Source organism: uncultured Alsobacter sp. (genome assembly GCF_945952055.1).
Classification (GTDB): Bacteria; Pseudomonadota; Alphaproteobacteria; order Rhizobiales; family Beijerinckiaceae; genus Alsobacter.
On sequence record NZ_CAMFHB010000071.1, the window covers coordinates 1 to 24,096 of the forward strand.

Genomic DNA, 24,096 nt, shown 5'->3' on the forward strand with positions numbered 1-24,096 from the left:
GTCGCGGACCGCAGCCGGAGCGGCGCCCGGAGCGCCCGCGGCCGGCGCCCGCGCTCGCGGAGCGGCCCGAGGCGGACGCGGCTCCGGCGGCCCCGGTGGCGCCGGCGGCCACGGTCGGCGTCCAGACGGTCGTCGTCACGCCCGACGAGACGGGGATGCGCGTCGATCGCTTCCTGGAGGCGCGTTTCCCGGGGCTTTCGTTCAGCCACATCCAGCGCATCGTCCGCAAGGGCGAGCTGCGCGTGAACGGCAAGCGGGTCGAGACCAAGGACAGGCTGGAAGCGGGTCAGTCCGTGCGCATTCCGCCGCTGGCTCTCGAGAAGCCCAAGGAAGGCCCGCGCGCCTCCAAGGTGGACGACGAGACCCGCGCCTTCTTCGCGTCGATCACGCTGTACGAGGACGACGACGTCCTCGTGCTGAACAAGCCCATGGGGCTCGCCGTGCAGGGCGGTTCGGGCACGGTCCGCCACGTCGACGGCCTCCTGGCCGCCCTGACGGATGCCAAGGGCCAGCGTCCGCGGTTGGTGCACCGGCTGGACAAGGACACCTCCGGCTGCCTCGTCATCGCCAAGACCCGGTTCGCCGCGTCCGCGCTGGCCAAGAGCTTCCGCTCGCGAGACACGCGAAAGGTGTACTGGGCGCTGGTCGCCGGCGTGCCGCGCGTGAAGCAGGGCAGGGTGTCGACCTATCTCGCCAAGGGCGAGGACGACGAGGGCGATTCCAAGATGCACGTGGCCCGGCACGGCGACGATGGGGCCACCCATGCGGTGACCTACTACAGCGTCGTCGAGACCGCGGCGCAGAAGCTCGCCTGGCTGTCGCTGAAGCCCGTCACCGGCCGTACGCACCAGTTGCGCGCCCACACCGCGCATATCGGTCATCCGATCGTCGGCGACCCGAAATACTTCGACGTCGAGAACTGGGAGCTGCCCGGCGGCATCCAGAAGCGCCTGCATCTGATGGCCCGGCGCATCGTCATTCCGCACCCGCGCTCGGGCAAGCCGATCGACGTCACGGCGCCGTTGCCGCCCCACATGCAGCAGTCCTGGAATCTCCTCGGGTTCGACACGAAGCGCTACGACCCGATCGAGGAAGCGCCGGACGCCTGAGGAAAGGCGAATGAGCCGGTGGCGCCCCAACGTCGCCACCGGCCCCATTCGTCGCGGAGATTGGCTTGCCCCGCAAAAACCAGCCCGTACGAGCTGCCTGAAGACCGTTGTAATCTGACCACGTATTCAGATGTATTCTTGTAATGGCTGAAGCTTGGCCTTGGCCACTTAACAGAAACCTACTTCTCGTCGCTCCGGCAAGTCACGCATTCACGCATCTGTATTTGTGAATTCGAGTTTCGTCCGTTTAACGCACAAATTCGAATATTGGGCGGATTGAGCCGACGTCGTTTCTGCGCGGCAGTGCTGATGCGGCAGACTGTCGCACCCTGGCCGCGCGACTATGACTTGCAAGCGGGCGGCCCTCCCTGAGCGGACACGATGTCGAGGAGCGGCTTGTGCGTGGAAGCCAGTGCGTTCGTGGTTTTCAACTGTAGGTTGTACCCAACCCATAATGCAATCGTGACGCCAATCAGTGCAGTGAGTGCGTACTCGACGCTGCAGAAACCGCTTTCGTCTTCGACGAAGCGTCGGAAAAGCGAAATCATGACCAGAGACCTGACAATTATTTTTTCAATGGAGCAATTCTAGAGATTGATCTCTGAATTAAATATTGAATCGATCTTCTAAACACATGGCCCCCGAGCAGGTGCCCGGCCATGCCGCAGATCCCGCTGGACGACCGCGTCCGCGCGGGCCACATGTGGCGCAATCCGCAGGGACGAGCCGCACATGACAGACGACCTGAACGCCATCTTCTTTCCCGACCTGGCGGCGCAGGTCGATCCGCGGGCGGCCGCCAGGGCGTCGGTCGCGCGCGTCCTGCCGCGACGCTTCTACAAGGAGGCCGCATCGCAGCTCTCCGAGGGGATGCATGTCCTGGTCCTCGACGGGCGGCCGGCGCGCACGCCCGCCAAATCCCCCCTCGCGCTTCCGACGGCCGAGGCGGCCGCGCTCGTGGTGCGGGAATGGAACGCGCAGGGCGACGAGATCGACCCGGCCACCATGCCGGCGACCCGCCTGGTGAACGCCGCCATCGACGGTGTCCGCGTCCATGCCGAAGGGGTCGCGGCCGAGATCGCGGGCTACGGTGCCTCCGACCTCCTGTGCTACCGCGCGGCGGACCCGCAACGGCTCTTCGACCGCCAGGCCGCGGCCTGGGACCCCGTGCTCGACTGGGCCCACGAGGCTCTCGGCGCGCGCTTCGTCCTGGCGGAGGGCGTGATGTTCGTCGCGCAGCCGGCCGCGGCCACGGCGGCGGTCGAGCGGGCGGTCCAGGGCTTCGCCGATTCCTTCGGGCTGGCGTGCCTGTCCACCATGACCTCGCTCACCGGCTCGGTCCTGCTGGCGCTGGCCGTGGCCCATGGCCGCCTCTCCACCGCCGAAGCCTGGGCCGCGGCCCATGTCGACGAGGATTTCCAGATGGAGGTCTGGGGCCAGGACGAGGAGGCCCTGGAGCGGCGCGCGCGGCGCTGGGCGGAGATGCAGGCCGCGGCCGATCTCCTGCACACCACCCGTGCGGCGGGCTGACCGGCCGGGTGCTCATCCATCCGTCGCAGTGCACCTCGTGCGCCGCGCGTGCTAAGCAGGCCCGCAAGGACCGCGTCCGGCGGTCGCAGACAAGGGCCGATCCATGAAGGACATCCTCGAGAAGCTCGACCAGCGCCGCGCCAACGCGAAGCTCGGGGGCGGCCAGAAGCGCATCGACGCCCAGCACGCGCGCGGCAAGCTCACGGCGCGCGAGCGCATCGAGCTGCTTCTCGACAAGGGGTCCTTCGAGGAATTCGACACCTTCGTGCAGCACCGCTGTGCCGACTTCGGCATGGACAAGCAGGACAAGATCCCCGGCGACGGCGTGGTCACCGGCTGGGGCACGGTCAACGGGCGCACGGTCTTCGTCTTCGCCAAGGACTTCACGGTCTTCGGCGGGTCGCTCTCCGAGACCCATGCCGCCAAGATCACCAAGATCCAGGACATGGCGCTCAAGGTGCGCGCACCCATCATCGGCCTGTTCGATGCCGGCGGCGCCCGCATCCAGGAGGGCGTCGCGGCGCTCGGCGGCTACGGCGAGGTGTTCCGGCGCAACGTCATCGCGTCCGGGGTGATCCCGCAGATTTCCGTCATCATGGGTCCGTGCGCCGGCGGCGACGTCTATTCGCCGGCCATGACCGACTTCATCTTCATGGTCCGCGACACGAGCTACATGTTCGTCACCGGTCCCGACGTGGTGAAGACGGTGACCAACGAGACGGTGACCGCCGAGGAGCTCGGCGGCGCCAAGGTCCACACGACCAAGTCGTCGGTGGCGGACGGGGCCTGGGACAACGACGTCGAGGCGCTGCTGCAGGTGCGCCGGCTGATCGACTTCCTGCCGGCCAGCAACACCCAGGGCACGCCGTCCTGGCCGAGCTTCGACGTGCCGGACCGGGTCGACATGTCGCTCGACACGCTCGTGCCGGAAAATCCCAACAAGCCCTACGACATGAAGGAACTCGTCCTGAAGATCGTCGACGAAGGCGACTTCTTCGAGATCCAGGAGAGCTACGCCAAGAACATCGTCACCGGCTTCGCCCGCATGGAGGGGCGGACCGTGGGCGTGGTCGCCAACCAGCCGATGGTGCTGGCCGGCGTGCTCGATGCGGATGCCTCGCGCAAGGCGGCGCGCTTCGTGCGCTTCTGCGACGCGTTCAACATTCCGATCCTGACCTTCGTCGACGTGCCGGGCTTCCTGCCCGGGACGGCGCAGGAATATGGCGGCCTCATCAAGCACGGCGCCAAGCTGCTCTTCGCCTACAGCCAGGCCACCGTTCCGCTCGTCACCGTCATCACCCGCAAGGCCTTCGGGGGCGCCTATGACGTGATGGCGTCCAAGCACATCGGTGCCGACGTCAACTACGCCTGGCCCACCGCGCAGATCGCCGTGATGGGGGCCAAGGGCGCCGTGGAAATCATCTTCCGGGCCGACATCGGCGACAGCGAGAAGATCGCCGCCCGCACCAAGGAATACGAGGACCGCTTCCTGTCCCCGTTCGTGGCCGCCGAGCGTGGCTACATCGACGAGGTCATCATGCCCCACGGCACCCGCCGCCGCCTGTGCCGGGCCCTGGCCATGCTGGCCGACAAGCACGAAGAGCAGCCCTGGAAGAAGCACGACAACCTGCCTCTGTGAGAGCGGGCGGGCGAGTCGACGGACGCAGGACGCCTCAGACCGCCTCTTTCGGCACCGACCAGCCGTCCACGAACCGTTGGCCGGCGAGGAACTGCAGGAGGCGCGTGCGGAAGCGGGTGGCTTCGGCGTCGAGCGTCTGGCGCATCGCGGTGCCGGGGGGCGGGGCGAGCTCGGGCCAGGGCGAGTCCAGGAAGAAGGCCCGGTAGGCGTCCGCGAAGCGCGCGTCGCCGCGCCAGCCGGGTTCCCACGGCTTCGGCCTGTTCACGAAATGCAGGACCGTGGGCTCGATCGTCTGCTCGAGATCGAGGAGCAGGAAGTCGCCCATGAAGTTGAAGCGCGGCGACAGCTTGGCGAACTGCCCGTCGACGACGGCGTTCAGGGCGCTCTGCTCGAGATAGGGACAGCGCGCGGCATTGGCGGCCAGGAAGGCGGTCGCGGCACCGCCCACGTCCAGTCGCTCCCAGTTCTGCCGGTCGATCAGGGTGAAGCCGTTGTTGAAATAGGGCGTCGAGGGCGAAAGCCCGAGGCGTGCCCGGTAGGCCTTGAACTCGGCGGTAAGGGCCCCGTCCTCGAGATCCTTCAGGAAGATCATGTCGATGGCGGCGGCCAGCGGCAGGCGCCCCATGTCGACGCCCGCGAGACTGGCGAGGCCCGGGCGCACGACCAGCATGTCGGCGTCCAGCGACACGTAGCGCTCTATGCGCTCGGGCAGGACGCGGTTCAGCGACAGGCGGCGATGCACGGCCGAGGTGAAGTGCCCGCGCACCGGCAGGCCGCCGACGTAGCGGTCCCAGTCGACGGGCATGATCGTGATGCGGGAGCGCAGCGCCGGATCGACCCGGTCGTAGCCGGGGGCGATGTCACGCTCGTCGCACAACACCAGAACCTCGAGCCCTTCCGCGTCCGGTTGCGCCAGCATGCTGGCTGCGGTCAGGATCGCCGGCCGGAAGAAGTTGGCGTCCGGCGTGAGGCAGACCGGGAGGGGTGCTGGCATCGTGCTCCACCGTTGCAGAGACGATGAGCAGGACCACCCCCGGCCCGCGAGGTCAATGCCGGTTCAGGAAGTTTCGCGCGATTTCGACGTCCCTGGGCGTCAATCCGTGCGAACCCGGAACCACCTCATGCGTCACGTCGGCGCCGGCTGCCTGCAGAAGTTGCGACAGGCGCTCCCCGTTCGCGATCGGGTTGATCGGGTCCGAGGATCCCGTCGCCACGAGCACGGGCTTGCCGTCGAGCCCCGAAAGGCTCCCCGGCTCGACCGGCGCGAGCGCACGCAGCAGAACGGCTCCCCCCAGCACGTCCGGATGCAGGAGCAGCATCGCGGCGGCGATGTTGGCTCCATTCGAGAAGCCCAGCGCGACGGGCTTTTCGAGCCCGTAGTGCCGTCCGGCTTCCGTCACCCAGGCGGCCAGATCGGCTGTCCGCCGGCGAACGTCCTCCACGTCGAAGACGCCCTCCGCCAGGCGGCGGAAGAACCGCGGGTGCGGTCCCTCCAACACCTGGCCGCGCGGCGAGAGCAGCGCCCGGCCGGGAGCGAGCTCGCGCCCGAGCGGCAGGAGGTCGTTCTCGTCGCCGCCGGTGCCGTGGAGCAGCAGGAGCGGTGCCCGTCCCGGCGCGGAGGCCGGGACGAAGCGATGGGCGAAGTCCGCGACCGAGGTCATGATGCCGCCCCCAGGTCGGGCAGCACCGCCTCGATGCGGGCGCGGGCCGTCTCGTACTGCTCGGGCAGCATGAGGCGCGTGCCGAGCGTCTCCACGCTCTCGTCGACCGCGAAGCCGGGATCGTCGGTCGCGATCTCGAAGAGCACCCCGCCGGGCTCGCGGAAGTAGATGGACCGGAAGTAGTTGCGGTCCTTCTGTTCCGTCGCCGGTACGCCGAGGCGCCCCAGGGCCGCCGCCATGGCCGCCTGGTCCGCGTCGGATGCCGCGCGGAACGCGATGTGGTGCACGGAGCCCGCGCCCAGCCGGCCGCGCCCGCCGCCGACCGTCACCAGGTCGACGACATGGCCCGGATGGGTCCCGTCGCCGGGAGCCACGAAGCGCTGGCGCCCGGCCTCGGTGCCGGCGTGGCGCCAGCCGAAGACCTCGGTGAGGACGGTCGCGGTCGCGGCCGGATTGGCGAGCCCCAGCGTCACGGACGCGAAGCCGCGGATCGCCGCATCGTCGGCGAGCGGACCTCCGTCCCAGGCCGGCACGCCGGCCGCCCAGGCGGTCTCCACCAGGGACAGCCGCATGCCGTCGGGATCGGCGAAGGGGAGCACGCGCTCGCCGAAGCGGGTCACGATCGCCCCGGCCTCGACGCCGAGGTCGGCCAGGCGCATCTCCCAGCCGTCGAGGCTGCCCACGGGAACGGCGAAGGCCGTCTCCTGCGTTTCCCCGGCGCCCACCCGGCCGGGAGCCGCGTCGCCCCAGGGGAAGAAGGTGATGATGGTGCCCGGCGTTCCCACCGCGTCGCCGAAATAGAAGTGGTAGGTGCCCGGGTCGTCGAAATTGACCGTCTTCTTCACGAAGCGCAGGCCCAGGGTCTGTGTGTAGAAGTCCAGGTTGCGGCGGGCGTGGCCGGCCATCGCCGTGACGTGGTGCAGTCCGGTGCTCGTCGTCATGATCGTCTCTCCTCGCGCCCTCGGGCGCGTCGGTTGCCGGCCTCTTCCCGGGCCCGGCTTCGGTTCCTGGTACCAGATGGGTTGGCTTTCCCGTTTGCCGAGTGATGAAATCCCTTCTTTGCTTTCGTGCAAGGACATTCAGCGATCAATAACCACGGTCCGTCAGTGCCGTTTAACCTGAACGTTTGTTAAGGACGGGCCATTAACCACGGGATCAGACCTCCATCCGGATAGTCGTGTTGCGCCGAGACGAGGATCACAGACTGGTCTCTTGTTTCAGGGCGTACGGAATTCGGAAGGACATTGCTCATGAATACGAACAGGATCGGCAAGATCGCGGTTCGGGCCATCGAAAAGCAATCCATGACGAACGAGGACGTGCGCGAGTTGAAGGGTTGTCTTGTCGACGACGACTTCATCAGCCGGGAGGAGGCGGAGGATCTGCTGCGGATCGAGCGCCTCGTGCCGCGGACGGTCTGGTCCTGGAGCGAGTTCTTCATCGAGACCGTGACGGCCCATCTCGTCTGGGAGCGCCGTCCCACCGGCCGCATCCTGCAGGACGACGCGGAGTGGCTGCTGGGCATGCTGGACCTGCCCCGAGCCGCGTCGGCACCCAACCTGCGCATCCTTCTCTTCTCGCTCGTGAGCGAGGCGGAAGAGGTCGACCAGCGGCTCATCGCCCGCGCCATGTACGAGAACACGCTGGCCCGCGAGGCGGGGGACCTCGGCACGGGATACCCGCGCGCCGCCTGAGGCGGGACGTCTCAGTCCTTCGGAGTGTGGACGGGGCTGGAACGACGGCCTAGAAAGCCGGAGCTTCCCGCCTTCCTCGCATTCCGGGACCTGGCATGTTCGACAAGATTCTGATCGCCAACCGTGGCGAGATCGCCTGCCGCGTCATCAAGACCGCCCGGCGCATGGGCATCAAGACGGTGGCCGTCTTCTCAGACGCCGATCGCGAGGCCCTGCACGTCGAAATGGCGGACGAGGCGGTGCACATCGGCCCGCCCGCGGCGGCCCAGTCCTATCTTCTGATCGACAGGATCGTCGAGGCCTGCCGGAGCACCGGCGCCCAGGCGGTGCATCCCGGCTACGGCTTCCTCTCCGAGCGCGCAGCTTTCCCGACGGCCCTGCAGGCGGCCGGCATCGTCTTCATCGGTCCCAATCCCCACGCCATCGAGGCGATGGGCGACAAGATCGAATCGAAGAAGGCGGCCAGCGCCGCCAAGGTCTCGACGGTGCCGGGCTATCTCGGCGTGATCGAGGATCCCGCCCAGGCCGTGAAGATCGCCGACGAGATCGGCTATCCCGTCATGATCAAGGCCTCGGCCGGCGGCGGCGGCAAGGGCATGCGCATCGCGTACTCGGCCGGCGAAGTCGCCGAGGGCTTCGCCCGCGCGCGCTCCGAGGCGGCCTCCTCGTTCGGCGACGACCGGGTCTTCGTCGAGAAGTTCATCGTCGATCCCCGGCATATCGAAATTCAGGTGCTGGGCGACAAGCACGGCAACGTGATCTACCTGGGCGAGCGCGAGTGCTCCATCCAGCGCCGGAACCAGAAGGTCATCGAGGAGGCGCCGTCGCCGCTTCTCGACGAGGCGACCCGCCGCAAGATGGGCGAGCAGGCCGTCGCGCTGGCCAAGGCCGTGGGCTACGATTCGGCCGGCACGGTCGAGTTCGTCGCCGGGCAGGACCGCTCGTTCTTCTTCCTGGAGATGAACACCCGCCTGCAGGTGGAGCATCCCGTCACCGAGCTGGTCACCGGCATCGACCTCGTCGAGCAGATGATCCGCGTGGCGGCCGGCGAGAAGCTCTCGATCACCCAGGCCGACGTGAAGCTGAACGGCTGGGCCGTGGAAAGCCGCGTCTACGCCGAGGATCCGACGCGCGGCTTCCTGCCGTCCACCGGGCGGCTCGTGGCCTACCGGCCGCCGGCGGAGGTCGTCGAGGACGGGATCACGGTCCGCAACGACACGGGCGTCTACGAGGGCGGCGAGATCTCGATCTACTACGATCCGATGATCGCCAAGCTGGTCACCCACGCCCCGACGCGCCTCGGCGCCATCGAGGCGCAGGCGAGGGCGCTCGACGCCTTCGCGATCGAGGGCATCCGCCACAACATCCCGTTCCTCGCGGCGCTCATGGCGCATGACCGCTGGAAGTCCGGGCAACTCTCCACCGGCTTCATCGCCGAGGAGTTTCCGGACGGCTTCCAGCTGCAGGCGCCTTCCGGCGAGATCGCGCACCGCATGGCGGCGGTCGCGGCCGCCATCGACGACAAGCTCAACCGCCGCAAGCGCGGCATCTCCGACCAGCTCAGCGCGGCCCGCGATTTCGCCTTCGAGAGCGAGCGCGTGGTGATGCTGGGCGGCGCGGCCCATCCGGTCACCGTCGCGGCCGAGGTGTTCGGCACGGTGGTGGACTTCGGCCATGGGCATGCCCACCAGGTGTCGTCCGACTGGAAGCCCGGCGATCTCGTCTGGCAGGGGACCGTCGACGGGACCCTGATCGCGGTCCAGGTCCGGCCGATTCTCAACGGCGTCGCCCTGGCCCATGCGGGCTACGCGGCGGCGGCGCGCGTCTACACCCGCCGCGAGGCCGAGCTTGCCGCCCTGATGCCGGAGAAGACGCTGGCGGATACCGGCAAGCAGCTGCTCTGCCCGATGCCGGGCCTCGTCAAGGCGATCAGCGTGAAGGTGGGGCAGGAGGTCAAGGCCGGCGAGATGCTCTGCATCGTCGAGGCCATGAAGATGGAAAACGTCCTGCGCGCCGAGCGGGACGCCACCGTGAAGACCGTCCTCGCAAAGGAAGGCGACAGCCTCGCCGTCGACGCGGTGATCATGGAGTTCGCCTGATCGGCTCTGCGGAGCGAATGGCGACGAGCGAGGAGCGAGCAGGGGTTTGGCAAGGGTCCATCCGCCTGTTACCCCTGTTCGCCATTCGCCATTCGCCATTCGCCATTCACTCCCCGCCCATCGCTGCGCCATGCCCCTCTATTTCGCCTACGGCTCGAACATGGATCGCGCGGCCATGCGCCAGCGCTGTCCGGCCTCGCGGCCCGTCGGGGTGGCGAAGCTGCCGCGCCACCGTTTCCTCATCAATGCGGACGGCTACGCCACCGTGGCGCGTGATCCGCGCGGCACCGTGCTGGGCGTGGTGTGGGATCTCGCCCTGTCGGACGTGACGGCGCTCGATCGCTACGAGAGCATCGGCACGGGCCTCTACACCAAGATCAACCAGCCCGTCGTGCTGCCGGGCGGTGCCAAGCGCGCGTTGATCTATGTCGGCCGCAGCGCGCGGCCGGGCAAACCGCGCCCCGGCTACCTGGAGGGCGTGCTGGCCGCCGCCCGCGACTGGGGTCTGCCGGACGGCTACCTGTACGAGCTCGAGCACGGCGAGCCGGCCCCCCGAAAGCCCGGAACGCCGCTGTTCAAGGCGCCGATGTAGCGCGCTGTGGGGCCCTGTGTGGGGCCAGGCCAAGCCCGGCCATGACGGCCGAGAGATTTCCGCACGGCGAAGCGCGACCGGACGCGACGTCGGCCTAGGCCGCCCACACGAACCGCTGCTCGGTGAGCGGCGTGCCCCACGTGGTGTCGATCTCTTCGTGGTCCAGCCGGAAGCCGTGCGATTCGTAGAGGTGGCGGGCGGCGTCGAGGCCGGCGAAGGTCGTGAGCCACGCCCGGTCGAAGCCCGCGCCCCGGATGAACGCCATGGTCTCGTCGAGGAGGAGGCGACCGACGCCGCGCCCGCGCGCCGCATCCGCCAGGATGAAGTAGCGGATACGGGCACCGCGCTGGGCGGTGCCGGGTCCGCTGCCGTCCACCGCGATGGCGCCCAGGACGGTGCCTCCCGCCTCGGCATGGAGCAGCAGGTCGCGGCGCGGATCGAGCCGGTCGGCCAGCTCGCCGAGGCCCGCCGCCACCTTGGCCTCGAAGGCCATGCCCAGGTGCCAGGCGGTCTCGTAGTAGCGACCGTGCTCCGCCACGATCCAGCCCAGCAGTCCCGGCGACCAGCCGCGGTGGAGGACGATGGTGGACGAGGTCATGGCCGCCCATCTCCCGGCTGCACGGCGCCGAACACCTCCTCGAAGGTGGCGCGCAGCGCCGCATCCGCGTCGTCCATCGTCACGGGCAGCCCGAGGTCGACGAGGCTCGTGACCCCGTAGCGCGTCTCCGCGATGCCGCAGGGGACGATGCCGGAGAAGCGCGACAGGTCGGGTTCGACGTTGAGGCTGATGCCGTGGAAGGTCACCCAGCGGCGGACGCGGATTCCGATCGCCGCGATCTTGTCCTCGGCGCCCTCGGCCTTCTCCGGCCGCCGCACCCAGACGCCGACGCGGTCGTCGCGTCGCTCGCCGCGGATGTTGAAGCGGTCGAGGGTGGCGATGATCCAGGCCTCCAGCGAGGCCACGAAGACGCGCACGTCCTCCCGCCGCCGGCGCAGGTCGAGCATGACGTAGGCCACGCGCTGTCCGGGGCCGTGGTAGGTGAACTGGCCGCCGCGGCCCGTCTGGTGCACCGGGAGGTCGGAGGACAGCAGGTCCTCCGCCTTGGCGGAGGTGCCCGCGGTGTAGAGGGGCGGGTGCTCCACCAGCCAGACGCATTCCCCCGCCTCACCGGCCGCGATGCGCGCCACGCGGCTCTCCATGGCGGCGACGGCATCCTCGTAGCCGACGAGGCCGTCGTGCACGAGCCATTCGACCGGGGGCGACCCGGGTGCCGGGAGAAGCGAGGAGGGCAGGGCGTCACGAATGTTCACCGGGCATTAACCCTGTTGCGGCTCTCATCGAGCCTCGTTGATCTCATGATCGAGGATACGCCTTCGTGAGTGCCGGACTGAACACCGTCGCCGTCGACATTTCCATCGTGCTCGGCCGCGCCCGCATGCCCATCCACCAGTTGCTGCGCATGGGCCGCGGCGCGGTGATCACGCTCGATGCCGCGGAGGACGACGAGGTCGAGATCCTGGCCAACGACCTTCCCATCGCCCGTGGGCTCGTCGTCGTCAACGGGGCCGAAATCACCGTGGAGATCAAGGAACTGATCCGCCGGCCCGACAGCGACAAGCTCGATATCGAAGAGGCCGCGTAAATCCCTCACGCATTCCTGCGACGGAGTGGCCCTTCGTGCTTGTCGAGCCGGAATCGATCTGTTACACGATGCCCCGCTTCGGACGGTGATCGTCCCACGGACGGCGAGTTCGAAGCCCATGCGGTCATGGCGGAATTGGTAGACGCGCTAGCTTGAGGTGCTAGTTCTTTAACCGGAGTGGAGGTTCGAGTCCTCTTGACCGCACCATGAATACGAGCGAGATGCTCTGAAAACGCCGGCCGATCCTCGATCGAGCCGGCGTTTTTGTTTTCGTGATCTCGTCGACAGCTTTGCCCTGCGGCTCCCCGACTCTTCACCACGAGCCACATCCGAAGGGCCGTGAGTCGAAGGACGCACGACAGTGCCGCTGCACCAGTCTGCGTCCTTCGACTCGGCCGCGTTGCGGCCGGCTCGGAGCTTGTGAGTCTTTCGCCGGTCCAGCGCGAACCTCCCTCTCCGCGTGATGGCCGGGCTAAGCCCGGCAAGACGGCGGAGAGGTGGTCGCCCGCCTCAGATCAGCCCTTCCGCCTTGAGCGCGGCCTGGACGGCCGGGCGCGGCGCGATGCGGCCGAGGAAGGCCTGGATGTTGGGGTAGTCGGACAGATCGAACTTCAGCGGCTTGGCCCAGTTCAGCACCACGAAGGCATAGGCATCGGCGACCGTGTAGGTGTCGCCCGTGAGGTAGTGCTTGCCGGCGAGCTTCTGCTCCAGGTCGGCCAGGCGCAGCTTCAGGCGGTCGGTGACGATCTTGCGGGCCTCTTCCGGGAAAGCCGGGTTGAAGAGCGGGCTGAAGCCCTTGTGGAGCTCGGTGGCGATGAAGGTCAGCCACTGCTGCACGCGCAGCCGCGCGGTGGTGCCCGCGGCCGGCAGCAGGCCCTTCTCGGGTGCCTTGTCGGCCAGGTACTGCACGATCACGCTCGCCTCCGTCAGGGGCTCGCTCTCGCCGATGTCGAGGGCCGGGACGTAGCCGCGGCTGTTCACGCCCAGGTAGTTCGAACCCTGCTCGGTGGTCTTGGCGCGCAGGTCCACCTTGACGAGCTCGACGGGCACGCCAGCCTCGTTCGCCACGATGTGAGGGGCCATCGAGCAGGCACCGGGGGTGTAATAAAGCTTCATGGGTGGATCCTTTCCGTCTTCGGACGCGCAATGGCGCGATGGCGAAACCTGATGCGATTGCATGAACCAGTCAAGTTTGATGCAGTTGCATGGATGCGGTAATCTGGGCGGATGACGGAATCGTGTCACGAAGCCGCGGTGTCGGCCTGGGTCCAGCTGGTGCGCGTCGAGCAGGCGCTGCTCGCCCGCGTCGAGGGCGACCTGAAGGCGCACGGCTTCCCGCCGCTCACCTGGTACGACGTCCTCCTGGAGCTCTCGCGGGCGGAGGAGGGGCGGCTGCGCCCCGTCGAGCTGGAGCGCCGGCTGCTGCTGCCGCAGTCCAACACCTCCCGCCTGGTCGACCGGATGGAACGAGACGGCCTGGTGCGGCGCGAGGCCTGCCCCAGCGATGGGCGCGGGCAATGGGTGGCGCTGACGCAGGACGGCCGGGCGCTGCGCGAGCGGATGTGGCCGGTCTACCGAGACGCCATCGGTGCCCATGTCGGCGCCAAGCTCGACAAGGCCGAGGCCGCGACGCTGGCCCGTCTGCTGGCAAAGCTGCTGTGACGGCTGGCCGCGGTCAGTGGTGGCGGGCCATGGCGATGGTGCGTTCGGTCTCGCTGGTCCAGCCGGGGCCGGCCGCCAGGGTGTCGGCCTGGCCTGGCCCTGCGGCGATGTGCACCACCCGATAGCCGCCCGAGGCGAGCCCGGCGAGAAAATCGGGAATCATCGCCGCGGTTTGCGCCTGGGTGTCGTGAAACAGGATGATGCCGCGCCTGGCGCGCTCCAGGCGCTGCCGGACCAGGGCCAGCTGCGCGGCGGGCGACATGGGCGTCCAGTCGGACGCCCAGAGGTCGCAGCCGAAGACGCCGATGTCGCGGCTTGCGAGCCAGGTGTTCAAGTCCTCGGTGTCGGCGAACCCGGGATACCTGAAGAAGGGCGCGCAAGGCTTTCCCAAAGCGGCCGAAATCGCGTCGAAGCCGCTCTGGATGTCGGTGCGGGCCGCCTCCGGGCTGCGCTGGCGCATGGTCCAGGGATGCGTATGGCTGTGGCAGGCGATCGTGTGCCCCTCCGCAGCGATGCGCCGCACGAGCGCGGGCTGCGCCTCGGCGTTGCGGCCAATGAGGAAGAAGGTGGCCCGGGTGCCCGCGCAGGCCAGCGCATCGAGGACCCGCGGCGTGTTGGCCGCAGGCCCATCGTCGAAGGTCAGGACGACCTCACGGTCGGCCAGCGCCAGCGTCCGGGGATAGGACTTGAGCCCGACGAAGAGGCCTCCCGCGGTGCCGACCGGCAGTGTGCGCGCCGTGCCGGACCCCTCGCAGGTGCCGGCCATGCCAGGGGAGAGGCGAAGGCCGAGGCCGGCCGCGGCGGCGGCGAGCAGGGCGCGTCGGGAAGCGGAAAACGTCATGAACGAAGTGTATAGCCCGCTCAGGCAACCGGACCGTTAAGAGCCGCACTTGCACGTTGCCTCTGCGGCTGTCTCTCCCTACAAGGCCGAAACCGTCCGCAAACGCCGCGGAGACCTCCATGCTCGACGTGAAAACCAGCGGCCCGACGGAGGGACTGACGTTCCGCGACGCGGAAGGCGAGATCGTGCGCGATTTCGTCGAGGCGGTGTCGAACGCGGTCGAGAGCGGCCATGCGGAGCGGGCCCGCGCGCTCGTGTCCGACCTCCACGAGGCAGACCAGGGCGCGCTCCTGGAGGAGCTCGATGCCGAGCAGCGGCCCAAGCTCATCGAACTCCTGGGCGACGACTTCGACTTCGCGGCGCTGACCGAGGTCGACGATGCCGTTCGCGAGGAGATCCTCGAGGAACTCGACACGGAAACCGTCGTCGAGGGCGTGAAGGAGCTGGAGTCCGACGACGCGGTCTACATCCTCGAGGACCTGGACAAGGAAGACCAGGCCGAGATCCTGGACGCGCTGCCGGCCAGCGAGCGCGTGGCGCTGCAAAAGAGCCTCGACTATCCGGAGGGCTCCGCGGCGCGCCTGATGCGCACCGACCTGATCGCGGTGCCGCCGTTCTGGACCGCCGCGCGCACGATCTCGCATTTCCAGGAGGGCGGCGAACTGCCGGAGACCTTCTTCGAGGTCTTCGTCGTCGATCCCGGCCATCGCCTGCTCGGCCATGCGTTCCTCGACCGGCTGCTGCGCAGCAAGCCCGAGGCCACGCTGGGCGAGATCATGGTGGCGGACCGCCAGCGCATCCAGGTGACCGATCCCGGCGACGACGTGGCCCGCGTCTTCGAGCGCTACAACCTCGTCTCGGCGCCCGTGGTCGACGAGGCCGGTCGGCTGGTGGGCGTCATCACCATCGACGACATCGTCGACGTCCTCCAGGAGGAGGCGGACGATGAGATCAAGGCGCTCGGCGGCGTGCGCAGCGACGAAGAGCTGTCGGACAGCGTGATGGCGATCGCGCGCAGCCGTTTCGGCTGGCTGTTCGTCAACCTGCTCACCGCCTTCCTGGCGTCCTCCGTGCTGGGGCTCTTCGAGGGCGAACTGCAGAAGATGGTCGCCCTCGCGGTGCTGGCCCCCATCGTGGCGAGCCAGGGCGGCAACGCCGCGACGCAGACGATGACCGTCGCCGTGCGCGCGCTGGCCATGCGCGACATCGGCCCCAGCAACGCCATGCGCGTGACGATGCGCGAAACGCGGGTCGGGCTCCTCAACGGGGTCGGCTTCGGGCTCCTGACCGGCATCGTGGCGAGCCTGTGGTTCCACGACTGGAACCTCGGGATCGTCATCGGCCTCGCCATGGTGGTGAACCTCGTGGCGGGAGCGCTGGGCGGCATCCTGATTCCCCTGGCGCTCGACCGCTACGGGGCCGATCCGGCGGTCTCGTCGGGGGTGTTCGTGACGACGGTGACGGACGTGGTGGGCTTCTTTGCCTTCCTGGGCATCGCAAGCCTGTGGTTTGGCCTGGGCTGAGGCTTCGCAGGCGCGGAAAACCCTTTCCGGTTTGTTAATCCGTTTCGTACATTCCATCGGGAGTAGCGTTCGCCACTCCGGTCACCGTGTCCATGCTCCTCTCGCTCGCCCGCAAGCCCCGCATCCTGGCCCGCGTCGCCGGAGTTCTCGCGCTCGCCGTTCTCGGCGGCTGCACGATCGCGCCCAACTACTACCCCCGCAAGAGCGACGCGAAGCCCCATCCGGGCGTGGCCAAGGCGCAGACCTATCCCATCCACGGCATCGACATCTCCCGCTGGCAGGGCGAGATCGACTGGGACGCCGTGAAGGACGCCGGCACCAAGTTCGTCTTCATGAAGGCGACGGAAGGCGGCGACCACATGGACCCGAGCTTCCGGAAGAACTACGCCAACGCCCGCGCCGCCGGTCTGCCGGTGGGGGCCTACCATTTCGTCTACTGGTGCCGTTCGGCCCAGGAGCAGGCCCAGTGGATCGCCCAGAACTGGCCGCGCGACCGCGACCAGCTGCCGCCGGTGCTCGACGTGGAGTGGAACGGCCATTCGCTGACCTGCCCGCGCAAGGTGCCGCGCGACCAGGCACTCGAGATGATCCGCGTGCTGATGGCGCAGCTCGAAATGCAGACGGGCAAGAAGCCCATCATCTACACCGACATCACGTTCCACGAGGACGTGCTAAGCGGCGCCTACGAGGACCACCCCTTCTGGATCCGCTCGGTCGCCGCCGAGCCGCACCAGCGCTACGGCGAGCGAAAGTGGACGTTCTGGCAGTGGACCACCACGGGCCGCGTTCCCGGCATCCGCGGCGACGTGGACCGCAACGTCTTCAACGGCACCGAGAAGCAGTTCTATGCCTGGCTCAACGCCAATCTCGGCAAGGACGACGAGGTCGCCGAGACGTCCTCGATCGTGCCGCGGGGCTTCCTGCCGTTCTAGATCGGCAGGACCAAGATCTTTCCAAGACACACCGCGATTGGACGAACTTTGGCTTTGCACTATGATGCAAAGCAGGAGTTCGCCATGGTTGCCCTGAAGAAATCTCCGCTTATTCCAGCTGACGTTGTGATGGATGCCACCGTGATGGGGGGGCAACCCGTCGTGCGTGGTACTCGCGTTCCTGCCGCGACCATCATCGCCTATCTCAATGAGGGGCGCAGCCATGTGGAGATCTTCGAGGATTACCCGACACTTCCGGTGGACGGCATCGAAGCGGTCGTCGACTGGGCCCGAGGGCGTTTCGGCACGGATTGGATGAGGGCAGCCAGCGCTGACCTCGCGTGTTCGACCGCCTCTTCATCGACGAATGCCTGAGCTCGGGACTGGTCGCAGTCGCCAAGACGAGGGGCTTCGTCGCCGAGTACGGCCCTTATGTCGGCAAGCGAGGCTGGCAGGACTGGAGCATCGTCCAGTTCGCCATCGACAACAGCTACGTTGTCATCACGAACACCCGGCGTGACTTTCTGCGACATTACGCCCGTCTGCCGCTTCACAACGGGCTGATCGTGCTCGTTCCGAACATCGGGCGAGCCGACCAGATCCGGCTCTTCAACCTGGCGCTCGATGCCCTGACGGCGACGGATGGAGGCCTCGTCAATCGTGTGGTGGAAGTCACGGTCGCGGGGGCCGTGTTCGCGCGCGAATGGTCGCGAGACCGGCACGACCTGGGCCACATCGAGCAACCCGACTGGCACACGTGACGGCGAGCCCGCTCTATCCGGCTAAAGCCACCGCCGCACCTTCTTCGCGTAGTCCCGCCAATCCTCGCCGAAGCGGCGGTCGAGGTGGGCTTCCTCTCGGCTGATCGCGAGCCAGCTGACGGCCGTCACGGTCACGGGAACCAGCAGCAGCAGCCAGCCCCAGCGCACGGCCAGGGCGAAGCCGGCCATGGCGAGCGTGTTGCCGAGGTAGATCGGGTTCCGGCTGAAGCGATAGGGACCGTTGGTGACAAGCGCCTTGGCGCCGGCATTCGGCATCATGGTGGTGCCGGCCTTGCGCAACGTCAGGATGGTCCACAGGTCGAGCCCGATGCCGATCGCGAACAGCGCTATGCCGACGCCGATCGGCAGGCCGGCCAGCGACGAATCGAGCCACTTCCACGCATCGTAACGCTCCAGGACCCAGGCCAGCAGCAGGGCGGCGGTGTAGATGAGCGGCGGCCAAGGGATCTCGTTCGGCTTGGCGCCGTAGTCCTGCGGCATGCGCTCCTCCGGTCCTCCGTCGGGGACTGCGCCTCGTCAAGGCGGCGTCCCGTGCGGTATCGTGCACGAAGTCGCCTCCCAGCAACAGGACTTCCGCCATGCTCGCCAATGCACCCCGGCCGTTCAACTTCGACCTCGGCGAGACGGCGGACATGCTGCGCGACACGGTGACCGCCTTCGCCGCCAGCGAAATCGCGCCCAGGGCGGCCGAGATCGACCGCACCAACACCTTCCCCCGCGACCTCTGGCCGCGGATGGGCGAACTCGGCCTGCACGGAATTACTGTGGAGGAGGAGTACGGCGGGAGCGGGCTGGGCTATCTCGAGCACTGCATCGCCATGGAGGAGGTCTCGCGCGCCTCCGCGTCGGTCGGGTTGAGCTACGGCGCTCATTCCAACCTCTGCGTGAACCAGATCCGCCGCAACGGCAGCGAGGCGCAGAAGCGCAAGTACCTGCCCGGCCTCATCTCCGGCGCGGACGTGGGTGCGCTCGCCATGTCGGAGCCCGGCGCCGGCTCGGACGTCGTGTCGATGCGCACCCGCGCCGAGCGCAAGGGCGACCGCTTCGTCCTCAACGGCACCAAGATGTGGATCACCAACGGTCCCATCGCCGAGACGCTGGTGGTCTACGCCAAGACGGACCCGGAGGCCGGCCCGCGCGGGATCACGGCCTTCCTGGTGGAGAAGGGCATGAAGGGCTTTTCCACCCACCAGAAGCTGGACAAGCTCGGCATGCGCGGCTCCGACACGGGCGAACTCGTGTTCGAGGATTGCGAGGTGCCGGAGGAGAACGTGCTCGGTGCCGTGGGCAAGGGCGTGAACGTCCTGATGTCCGGGCTCGACTACGAGCGCGCGGTGCTGGCGGCGGGTCCTATCGGCATCATGCAGGCGGCCATGGATGTGGTGATGCCCTACGTGCACGAGCGCAAGCAGTTCGGCCAGCCGATCGGCGAGTTCCAGTTCGTGCAGGGCAAGGTCGCCGACATGTACGTCGCGCTGAACTCCTGCCGGGCCTATGTCTACGCCGTCGCCAAGGCCTGCGACCGGGGCGAGACAACCCGCGAGGATGCCGCCGGCGCCATTCTGCTCGCCGCCGAGAAGGCCACCCAGGTGGCGCTGGACGCCATCCAGCTGCTCGGCGGCAATGGCTACATCAACGACTACCCGACGGGCCGCCTGCTGCGCGACGCCAAGCTCTACGAGATCGGCGCCGGCACCAGCGAGATCCGCCGCATGCTGATCGGACGGGAGCTGTTTTCGAAGACGAAGTGAGCGGCCTTTGCCCGTTCCTTCGGCTGCTCTCCTGCCAAAAAGGCTTTGCTCCCTCTCTCCGCGTCATGGCCGGGCTTGGCCCGGCCACCCACGACTTCGGGCGGCCCCGGCAAAGTCGTGGATGCCCGGGCCAAGCCCGGGCAGGACGGTGCGGGGGAGTGTGCACTGAACTACAGCAGCGCTTTCGACTCGCGGCGGATCGTGCTAACAGCACGCGCCAACTGAGAGACAGAGCGCCGGGCCTCGCTGCCTCGGCGCTTTCGTCCTTTTCCGCGTCGCTCGAATTCCGGGAGTTGGCCATGATCATCCGCGAAGCCCTCACATTCGACGACGTGCTGCTGCAACCCGGGCACTCGGTGGTGATGCCGTCCGACGTGGACCTGCGCTCGCGCCTCACGCGGCGGATCTCGCTCAACCTGCCGATCGTGTCCTCGGCCATGGACACCGTCACCGAGGCCCGCCTCGCCATCGCCATGGCCCAGGCTGGCGGCATCGGCGTGGTCCACCGCAACCTCTCGCCGGAAGAGCAGGCCGGCGAGGTGAAGGCGGTGAAGAAGTTCGAGAGCGGCATGGTGGTGAACCCGCTCACCATCCACCCCGACGAGACGCTGGACGACGCGCTCACCCTGATGCGCCAGAACGGCATCTCCGGCGTGCCGGTGGTGGAGCGCGGGCCGGCCGGGAAGGCCGGCAAGCTCGTCGGTATCCTCACCAACCGCGACGTGCGCTTCGCCACCAACGGGTCGCAGCCAGTGTCCGAGCTGATGACCAAGGACCGGCTGATCACGGTGCGCGAGGGCGTGAGCTCTGACGAGGCCAAGCGCCTGCTGCACCAGTTCCGCATCGAGAAGCTGCTCGTGGTGGACGACCACTTCCGCTGCATCGGCCTGATCACCGTGAAGGACATGGAGAAGCAGGTCACCCACCCCAACGCCTCCAAGGACGAGGCGGGCCGGCTGCGCGTCGCCGCCGCGACCACGGTGGGCGAGAAGGGTTTTCTCCGTGCCGAGATGCTGATCGATGCGGGGTGCGACGTGATCGTCGTCGACACCGCGCACGGTCACTCCCAGCACGTGCTCGACTCCGTGGCCCGCATCAAGAAGCTGTCGAACTCGGTGCAGATCGTGGCCGGCAACGTCGCCACCGGGCCCGGCGCCCGCGCCCTCATCGACAACGGCGCGGATGCGGTGAAGGTGGGCATCGGCCCGGGCTCCATCTGCACCACGCGGGTCGTCGCCGGCGTCGGCGTGCCGCAGCTCACCGCGATCATGGACGCGGTGGAGGAGGCGCAGAAGGCCGACGTGCCGGTCATCGCCGACGGCGGCATCAAGTTCTCCGGCGACCTCGCCAAGGCGCTGGCCGCGGGCGCCGAGGTGGCCATGATCGGCTCCCTGCTCGCCGGCACCGACGAGAGCCCGGGCGAGGTGTTCCTGTACCAGGGCCGGTCCTACAAGGCGTATCGCGGCATGGGCTCGGTGGGCGCCATGGCGCGCGGCTCGGCCGACCGCTACTTCCAGCAGGACATCAAGGATTCGCTGAAGCTCGTGCCGGAAGGCATCGAGGGCCAGGTGCCCTACAAGGGCCCGGTGGGCAGCGTCATCCACCAGCTCGCCGGCGGTCTTCGCGCCGCCATGGGCTATGTGGGGGCGGCCAACCTCGCCGAGTTCCGCGAGAAGGCGAGCTTCGTGCGCATCACCTCCGCGGGCCTGCGCGAGAGCCACGTCCACGACGTGACGATCACGCGGGAAAGCCCCAACTACCCGACGCGGACCTGACCGGCATGGCGCTGGTCTATCCCGTCCTCGCGCAGATCCTGCTGACCTTCGTGGTGCTGTTCGCCACGGGGCGGGCCCGGGTGGGCTCGCTGATGGCAGGGCGCGTGAAGATGGACGACATCGCCGCCAACGCGGGCGCCTTTCCCGAGGATGTCCGCCGGTTCGGCAACAACTTCGCCAACCAGTTCGAGACGCCGGTCCTCTTCTATGTGCTCGTCGGCATCGCCATCTTCATCCGGGCGACGGATGTGGTGATGGTGGTGCTGGCCTGGGCCTATGTCGCCACCCGGGTCGCGCACGCCTTCGTCCACCTCACCAGCAACCACGTGCCCACCCGCTTCCGGATCTTCGTGGCGGGCGTGCTCGTGTTGCTGGCGATGTGGGTCTTGATCGTTATACGGCTGTTGACCGCCTGAGAGGGCAGTCAGTAGGTGCGGCCGGTCTCCAGCTGGGTCTTGGCATCCAGCTTGCGCTTGGGAACGGAGAAGTCCTGGGCCGGAGGGGGAGGCGGACTCGACGCGCAGGCGGCAACGCCCGAGAGCGCGAGAACGACGACGACGAGGCGGGGCAATGATTTGAGCATAAATGGCTCCACGGTTTGCGGACGGGGCCATCTGGCGCGCTGATCATGGCGCCAATTCGGCTTGAGCGTGGCCGCCGCTGCCCCGCATGAAGGAAATGGAATGACGCCCGCCGCCCGCCTGTCCGCCGCCATCGAGGTCCTCGCCGACATCGAGGGACGCCGCCGCCCCGCGGCCGACGCCCTCAAGGACTGGGGGCTCTCGCACCGCTTCGCCGGCTCGGGCGACCGCTCGGCCATCGCCGGGCTCGTCTTCGACACGCTTCGCCGCCGCGCCTCGGGCGCCTGGATCGCGGGCGGGGAGGGGCCTCGCGCCACCCTGCTGGGCGCCATGCGGCTCGCCCGCAACTGGGGCGTGGACCGGCTGCAGCAGCTGTGCACCGGCGAGCGCTTCGCGCCGGCCCCGCTGACGCCGGAGGAAACCGCGGCCCTGTCGCGCAAGGTGGGCGACGCGCTCGCCGATGCCCCGGCCTGGGTGCAGGGCGACTATCCCGAGTGGCTCGACGCGGCCATGACCGAGAGCTTCGGCGAGGACCGCGTGGTGGAATGCCGGGCGCTGGCCCGCCGCGCGCCGGTGGACCTGCGCGCCAACACCATCCGCGTCGACCGCCAGCGCTGCCTGGAGGAACTGTCCTCCCTGGGCGCCCAGGAAACGCCCTGGTCGCCGATCGGCCTGCGCATCGCGGTGGGCGAGGACGCCCGGGCCCCGGCCGTGCAGGCCGAGCCCGCCTTCCAAAAGGGCTGGCTCGAGGTGCAGGACGAGGGCTCGCAGCTCGCCGCCCTGTTGGCCTGCGGGGGCGGCGCGAAGACGGCGATCGACCTGTGCGCCGGCGCCGGCGGCAAGACCCTCGCGCTCGCCGCCGCGCTCGGCACCCATTCGCAGGTCTTTGCCACCGACAGCGACAAGCGGCGCCTGGCGCCGATCTACGACCGGCTGGCGCGTGCCGGTGCGCGCAACGCCGAGGTTCGCGCGCCGCGCGGCCGTGACGACGAGCCGCTCGACGACCTGGAGGCGCGCGCCGACCTGGTGCTGGTCGACGCGCCCTGCACGGGCACGGGCACCTGGCGCCGCAACCCCGACGCCAAGTGGCGCGTGCGGCCCAACAGTCTCGCGGACCGCGTCAACGATCAGGCGGCGACCCTCGACCGTGCCGCCCGCTTCGTGAAGCCGGGCGGGCGCATCGCCTATGTGACCTGCTCGGTGCTGGCGCAGGAGAACGACGCCTCTGTCGAGAGCTTCCTCGCCCGCAAGGACGGCTTCTCCGTCGTCCCCCCGGTCGAGGTCGCGGCCGGGGCGGGCCTCGCGGGGCTCGCCGAGTTCCTGTCGCCCGCGGGACACGGCCTGCAGCTGTCGCCCCATCGCACCGACACCGACGGGTTCTTCGTCGCCGTGCTGCGGCGAGGGGCCTGACGGTGGCGCAGCCGTCCACAGCCCTCCGCGGCCCCGCATTGCGGGGCCGCTTGCTTTCGCGTACCGCCCCATTGTCCTAGCCTCATTCGTCCGGGAAAGGCTCTCCGCCATGCACGACAAGGTCCTCATCGTCGATTTCGGCAGCCAGGTGACGCAGCTTATCGCCCGGCGGGTGCGCGAGGAGGGCGTCTATTCGGAGATCGTGCCGTTCCAGTCGGCCGAAAAGGCCTTCGCCGAGATGAAGCCGAAGGCCGTGATCCTCTCCGGCGGACCCGAATCCGTGCACGAGGCCGGCAGCCCCCGGGCGCCGCAGGCCATCTTCGACAGCGGCGTGCCGGTGCTCGGCATCTGCTACGGGCAGATGACCATGGCGGCGCAACTGGGCGGCAACGTCGAGGGCGGCCATCACCGCGAGTTCGGCCGGGCCGGCGTGGAAGTGCTCGAGGACTGCGGGCTCTTCGCCGACGTCTGGCGCAAGGGCGAGCAGTATCCCGTGTGGATGAGCCACGGCGACCGCATCACGAAGCTGCCGCCGGGCTTCGTCCGCTACGGCACCTCGGAAAATGCGCCCTTCGCCGTGATCGGCGACGAGGCGCGGCGCTACTACGGCCTGATGTTCCACCCCGAGGTCGTGCACACGCCGCACGGCGCCGCGCTCCTGCGCAACTTCGTGCGCAAGATCGCCGGCCTGTCGGGTGACTGGACGATGAAGTCCTTCAAGGACGAGCAGATCGCCCGCATCCGCGCCCAGGTGGGCAAGGGCCGGGTCATCTGCGGCCTGTCGGGCGGCGTCGATTCCGCGGTGGCCGCGGTGCTCATCCACGAGGCCATCGGCGACCAGCTCACCTGCGTCTTCGTCGACCACGGCCTGA

General features: G+C 68.6%; 26 protein-coding genes and 1 tRNA gene. 18 read left to right on the forward strand and 9 right to left on the reverse strand.

From position 1 onward, the window contains the following. From Q0Q47_RS29215 to Q0Q47_RS29225, 3 genes are all read left to right on the forward strand, one after another. A partial coding sequence (locus Q0Q47_RS29215; protein ID WP_293868398.1) for an RluA family pseudouridine synthase occupies nt 1-1,109 on the forward strand: 1,109 nt, incomplete at its 5' end. A 732-nt stretch (nt 1,110-1,841) separates the two neighbouring features. Then, the gene (locus Q0Q47_RS29220; RefSeq protein WP_293868400.1) at nt 1,842-2,639 is read left to right on the forward strand and encodes an ATP12 family chaperone protein; all 798 of its coding nucleotides are present in this window, start codon (nt 1,842-1,844) and stop codon (nt 2,637-2,639) included. A 103-nt stretch (nt 2,640-2,742) separates the two neighbouring features. Continuing rightward, nucleotides 2,743-4,278, forward strand: a complete 1,536-nt coding sequence (locus Q0Q47_RS29225; RefSeq protein WP_293868402.1) for an acyl-CoA carboxylase subunit beta — start codon at nt 2,743-2,745, stop codon at nt 4,276-4,278. Nucleotides 4,279-4,312: 34 nt separating this feature from the next. On the opposite strand, the gene Q0Q47_RS29230 is transcribed toward Q0Q47_RS29225, so the two are convergent. The 3 genes from Q0Q47_RS29230 to Q0Q47_RS29240 are packed head-to-tail and all read right to left on the reverse strand — an operon-like array spanning nt 4,313 to nt 6,880. Continuing rightward, complete coding sequence (locus Q0Q47_RS29230; protein ID WP_293868404.1) at nt 4,313-5,272, reverse strand: glycosyltransferase; 960 nt, start codon at nt 5,270-5,272, stop codon at nt 4,313-4,315. Between the two features lie 52 nt (nt 5,273-5,324). Continuing rightward, a complete protein-coding gene (locus Q0Q47_RS29235; RefSeq protein ID WP_293868406.1) occupies nt 5,325-5,939 on the reverse strand; it encodes an alpha/beta hydrolase in 615 nt (204 codons plus the stop codon). Continuing rightward, nucleotides 5,936-6,880, reverse strand: a complete 945-nt coding sequence (locus tag Q0Q47_RS29240) for a ring-cleaving dioxygenase (protein WP_293868408.1) — start codon at nt 6,878-6,880, stop codon at nt 5,936-5,938. The genes Q0Q47_RS29235 and Q0Q47_RS29240 overlap by 4 nt, the downstream gene beginning before the upstream one ends. Before the next feature lie 309 nt (nt 6,881-7,189). On the opposite strand from Q0Q47_RS29240, the gene Q0Q47_RS29245 reads away from it, so the two are divergent. The 3 genes from Q0Q47_RS29245 (at nt 7,190) to Q0Q47_RS29255 (ending at nt 10,324) form a co-directional block, all read left to right on the forward strand. Further along, nucleotides 7,190-7,633, forward strand: a complete 444-nt coding sequence (locus tag Q0Q47_RS29245) for a hypothetical protein (protein ID WP_293868422.1) — start codon at nt 7,190-7,192, stop codon at nt 7,631-7,633. Nucleotides 7,634-7,728: 95 nt separating this feature from the next. Then, a complete protein-coding gene (locus tag Q0Q47_RS29250; protein WP_293868424.1) occupies nt 7,729-9,732 on the forward strand; it encodes an acetyl/propionyl/methylcrotonyl-CoA carboxylase subunit alpha in 2,004 nt (667 codons plus the stop codon). A gap of 130 nt (nt 9,733-9,862) precedes the next feature. After that, nucleotides 9,863-10,324 carry a gamma-glutamylcyclotransferase gene (locus Q0Q47_RS29255; RefSeq protein ID WP_293868426.1) on the forward strand — a complete coding sequence of 154 codons (462 nt, stop codon included), beginning with the start codon at nt 9,863-9,865 and terminating at the stop codon, nt 10,322-10,324. Between the two features lie 94 nt (nt 10,325-10,418). Here the strand turns inward: Q0Q47_RS29255 and Q0Q47_RS29260 are convergent, their stop codons facing one another. Together Q0Q47_RS29260 and lipB are read right to left on the reverse strand one after the other, a co-directional pair. Then, nucleotides 10,419-10,922, reverse strand: coding sequence for a GNAT family N-acetyltransferase (locus Q0Q47_RS29260; protein WP_293868428.1), 504 nt, complete (start codon nt 10,920-10,922; stop codon nt 10,419-10,421). Beyond that, nucleotides 10,919-11,635: a lipoyl(octanoyl) transferase LipB gene (lipB, locus tag Q0Q47_RS29265; RefSeq protein ID WP_293868430.1), complete on the reverse strand. Its 717-nt coding sequence runs from the start codon at nt 11,633-11,635 to the stop codon at nt 10,919-10,921. The genes Q0Q47_RS29260 and lipB overlap by 4 nt, the downstream gene beginning before the upstream one ends. A 65-nt stretch (nt 11,636-11,700) precedes the next feature. On the opposite strand from lipB, the gene Q0Q47_RS29270 reads away from it, so the two are divergent. Beyond that, on the forward strand, nt 11,701-11,967 hold the full coding sequence (locus Q0Q47_RS29270) for a FliM/FliN family flagellar motor switch protein (protein WP_293868432.1): 267 nt from the start codon (nt 11,701-11,703) through the stop codon (nt 11,965-11,967). A 120-nt stretch (nt 11,968-12,087) separates the two neighbouring features. Further along, nucleotides 12,088-12,174, forward strand: a tRNA-Leu gene (locus Q0Q47_RS29275). Nucleotides 12,175-12,477: 303 nt separating this feature from the next. Here Q0Q47_RS29275 and gstA read toward each other — a convergent pair. Further along, on the reverse strand, nt 12,478-13,083 hold the full coding sequence (gstA, locus tag Q0Q47_RS29280) for a glutathione transferase GstA (RefSeq protein ID WP_293868434.1): 606 nt from the start codon (nt 13,081-13,083) through the stop codon (nt 12,478-12,480). 111 nt (nt 13,084-13,194) lie between these two features. Here gstA and Q0Q47_RS29285 point away from each other — a divergent pair, with 111 nt between their 5' ends. Continuing rightward, nucleotides 13,195-13,629, forward strand: coding sequence for a MarR family transcriptional regulator (locus Q0Q47_RS29285; RefSeq protein WP_293868436.1), 435 nt, complete (start codon nt 13,195-13,197; stop codon nt 13,627-13,629). A 13-nt stretch (nt 13,630-13,642) separates the two neighbouring features. Here Q0Q47_RS29285 and Q0Q47_RS29290 read toward each other — a convergent pair whose 3' ends face one another. After that, nucleotides 13,643-14,470: a polysaccharide deacetylase family protein gene (locus Q0Q47_RS29290; RefSeq protein WP_293868438.1), complete on the reverse strand. Its 828-nt coding sequence runs from the start codon at nt 14,468-14,470 to the stop codon at nt 13,643-13,645. 119 nt (nt 14,471-14,589) lie between these two features. Between Q0Q47_RS29290 and mgtE the strand changes: the two genes are divergently transcribed. From mgtE to Q0Q47_RS29310, 4 genes are all read left to right on the forward strand, one after another. Further along, entirely contained in the window at nt 14,590-15,993 is a 1,404-nt protein-coding gene (gene mgtE, locus Q0Q47_RS29295; RefSeq protein ID WP_293868440.1) for a magnesium transporter, read from the forward strand. 92 nt (nt 15,994-16,085) lie between these two features. After that, entirely contained in the window at nt 16,086-16,925 is an 840-nt protein-coding gene (locus tag Q0Q47_RS29300; RefSeq protein WP_293868442.1) for a GH25 family lysozyme, read from the forward strand. Between the two features lie 84 nt (nt 16,926-17,009). Beyond that, nucleotides 17,010-17,300, forward strand: coding sequence for a DUF433 domain-containing protein (locus Q0Q47_RS29305; RefSeq protein WP_293868444.1), 291 nt, complete (start codon nt 17,010-17,012; stop codon nt 17,298-17,300). Continuing rightward, a complete protein-coding gene (locus tag Q0Q47_RS29310; RefSeq protein WP_293868446.1) occupies nt 17,267-17,686 on the forward strand; it encodes a DUF5615 family PIN-like protein in 420 nt (139 codons plus the stop codon). Before Q0Q47_RS29305 ends, Q0Q47_RS29310 begins: the two co-directional genes overlap by 34 nt. 21 nt (nt 17,687-17,707) lie before the next feature. Here Q0Q47_RS29310 and Q0Q47_RS29315 read toward each other — a convergent pair whose 3' ends face one another. Beyond that, nucleotides 17,708-18,187 carry an isoprenylcysteine carboxylmethyltransferase family protein gene (locus Q0Q47_RS29315; RefSeq protein WP_293868448.1) on the reverse strand — a complete coding sequence of 160 codons (480 nt, stop codon included), beginning with the start codon at nt 18,185-18,187 and terminating at the stop codon, nt 17,708-17,710. A gap of 98 nt (nt 18,188-18,285) precedes the next feature. On the opposite strand from Q0Q47_RS29315, the gene Q0Q47_RS29320 reads away from it, so the two are divergent. From Q0Q47_RS29320 to Q0Q47_RS29330, 3 genes are all read left to right on the forward strand, one after another. Further along, nucleotides 18,286-19,458 (forward strand): isovaleryl-CoA dehydrogenase, encoded by a 1,173-nt coding sequence (locus Q0Q47_RS29320; protein ID WP_293868450.1) that lies wholly within the window; start codon nt 18,286-18,288, stop codon nt 19,456-19,458. Between the two features lie 299 nt (nt 19,459-19,757). Further along, entirely contained in the window at nt 19,758-21,233 is a 1,476-nt protein-coding gene (guaB, locus tag Q0Q47_RS29325; RefSeq protein ID WP_293868452.1) for an IMP dehydrogenase, read from the forward strand. Between the two features lie 5 nt (nt 21,234-21,238). Then, complete coding sequence (locus Q0Q47_RS29330) at nt 21,239-21,649, forward strand: MAPEG family protein (RefSeq protein WP_293868454.1); 411 nt, start codon at nt 21,239-21,241, stop codon at nt 21,647-21,649. 8 nt (nt 21,650-21,657) lie between these two features. On the opposite strand, the gene Q0Q47_RS29335 is transcribed toward Q0Q47_RS29330, so the two are convergent. After that, nucleotides 21,658-21,816, reverse strand: coding sequence for a hypothetical protein (locus Q0Q47_RS29335; RefSeq protein WP_293868456.1), 159 nt, complete (start codon nt 21,814-21,816; stop codon nt 21,658-21,660). A gap of 100 nt (nt 21,817-21,916) precedes the next feature. Between Q0Q47_RS29335 and Q0Q47_RS29340 the strand changes: the two genes are divergently transcribed. After that, entirely contained in the window at nt 21,917-23,224 is a 1,308-nt protein-coding gene (locus Q0Q47_RS29340; protein ID WP_293868458.1) for an RsmB/NOP family class I SAM-dependent RNA methyltransferase, read from the forward strand. A gap of 109 nt (nt 23,225-23,333) precedes the next feature. Beyond that, a partial coding sequence (gene guaA / locus Q0Q47_RS29345; RefSeq protein WP_293868460.1) for a glutamine-hydrolyzing GMP synthase occupies nt 23,334-24,096 on the forward strand: 763 nt, incomplete at its 3' end.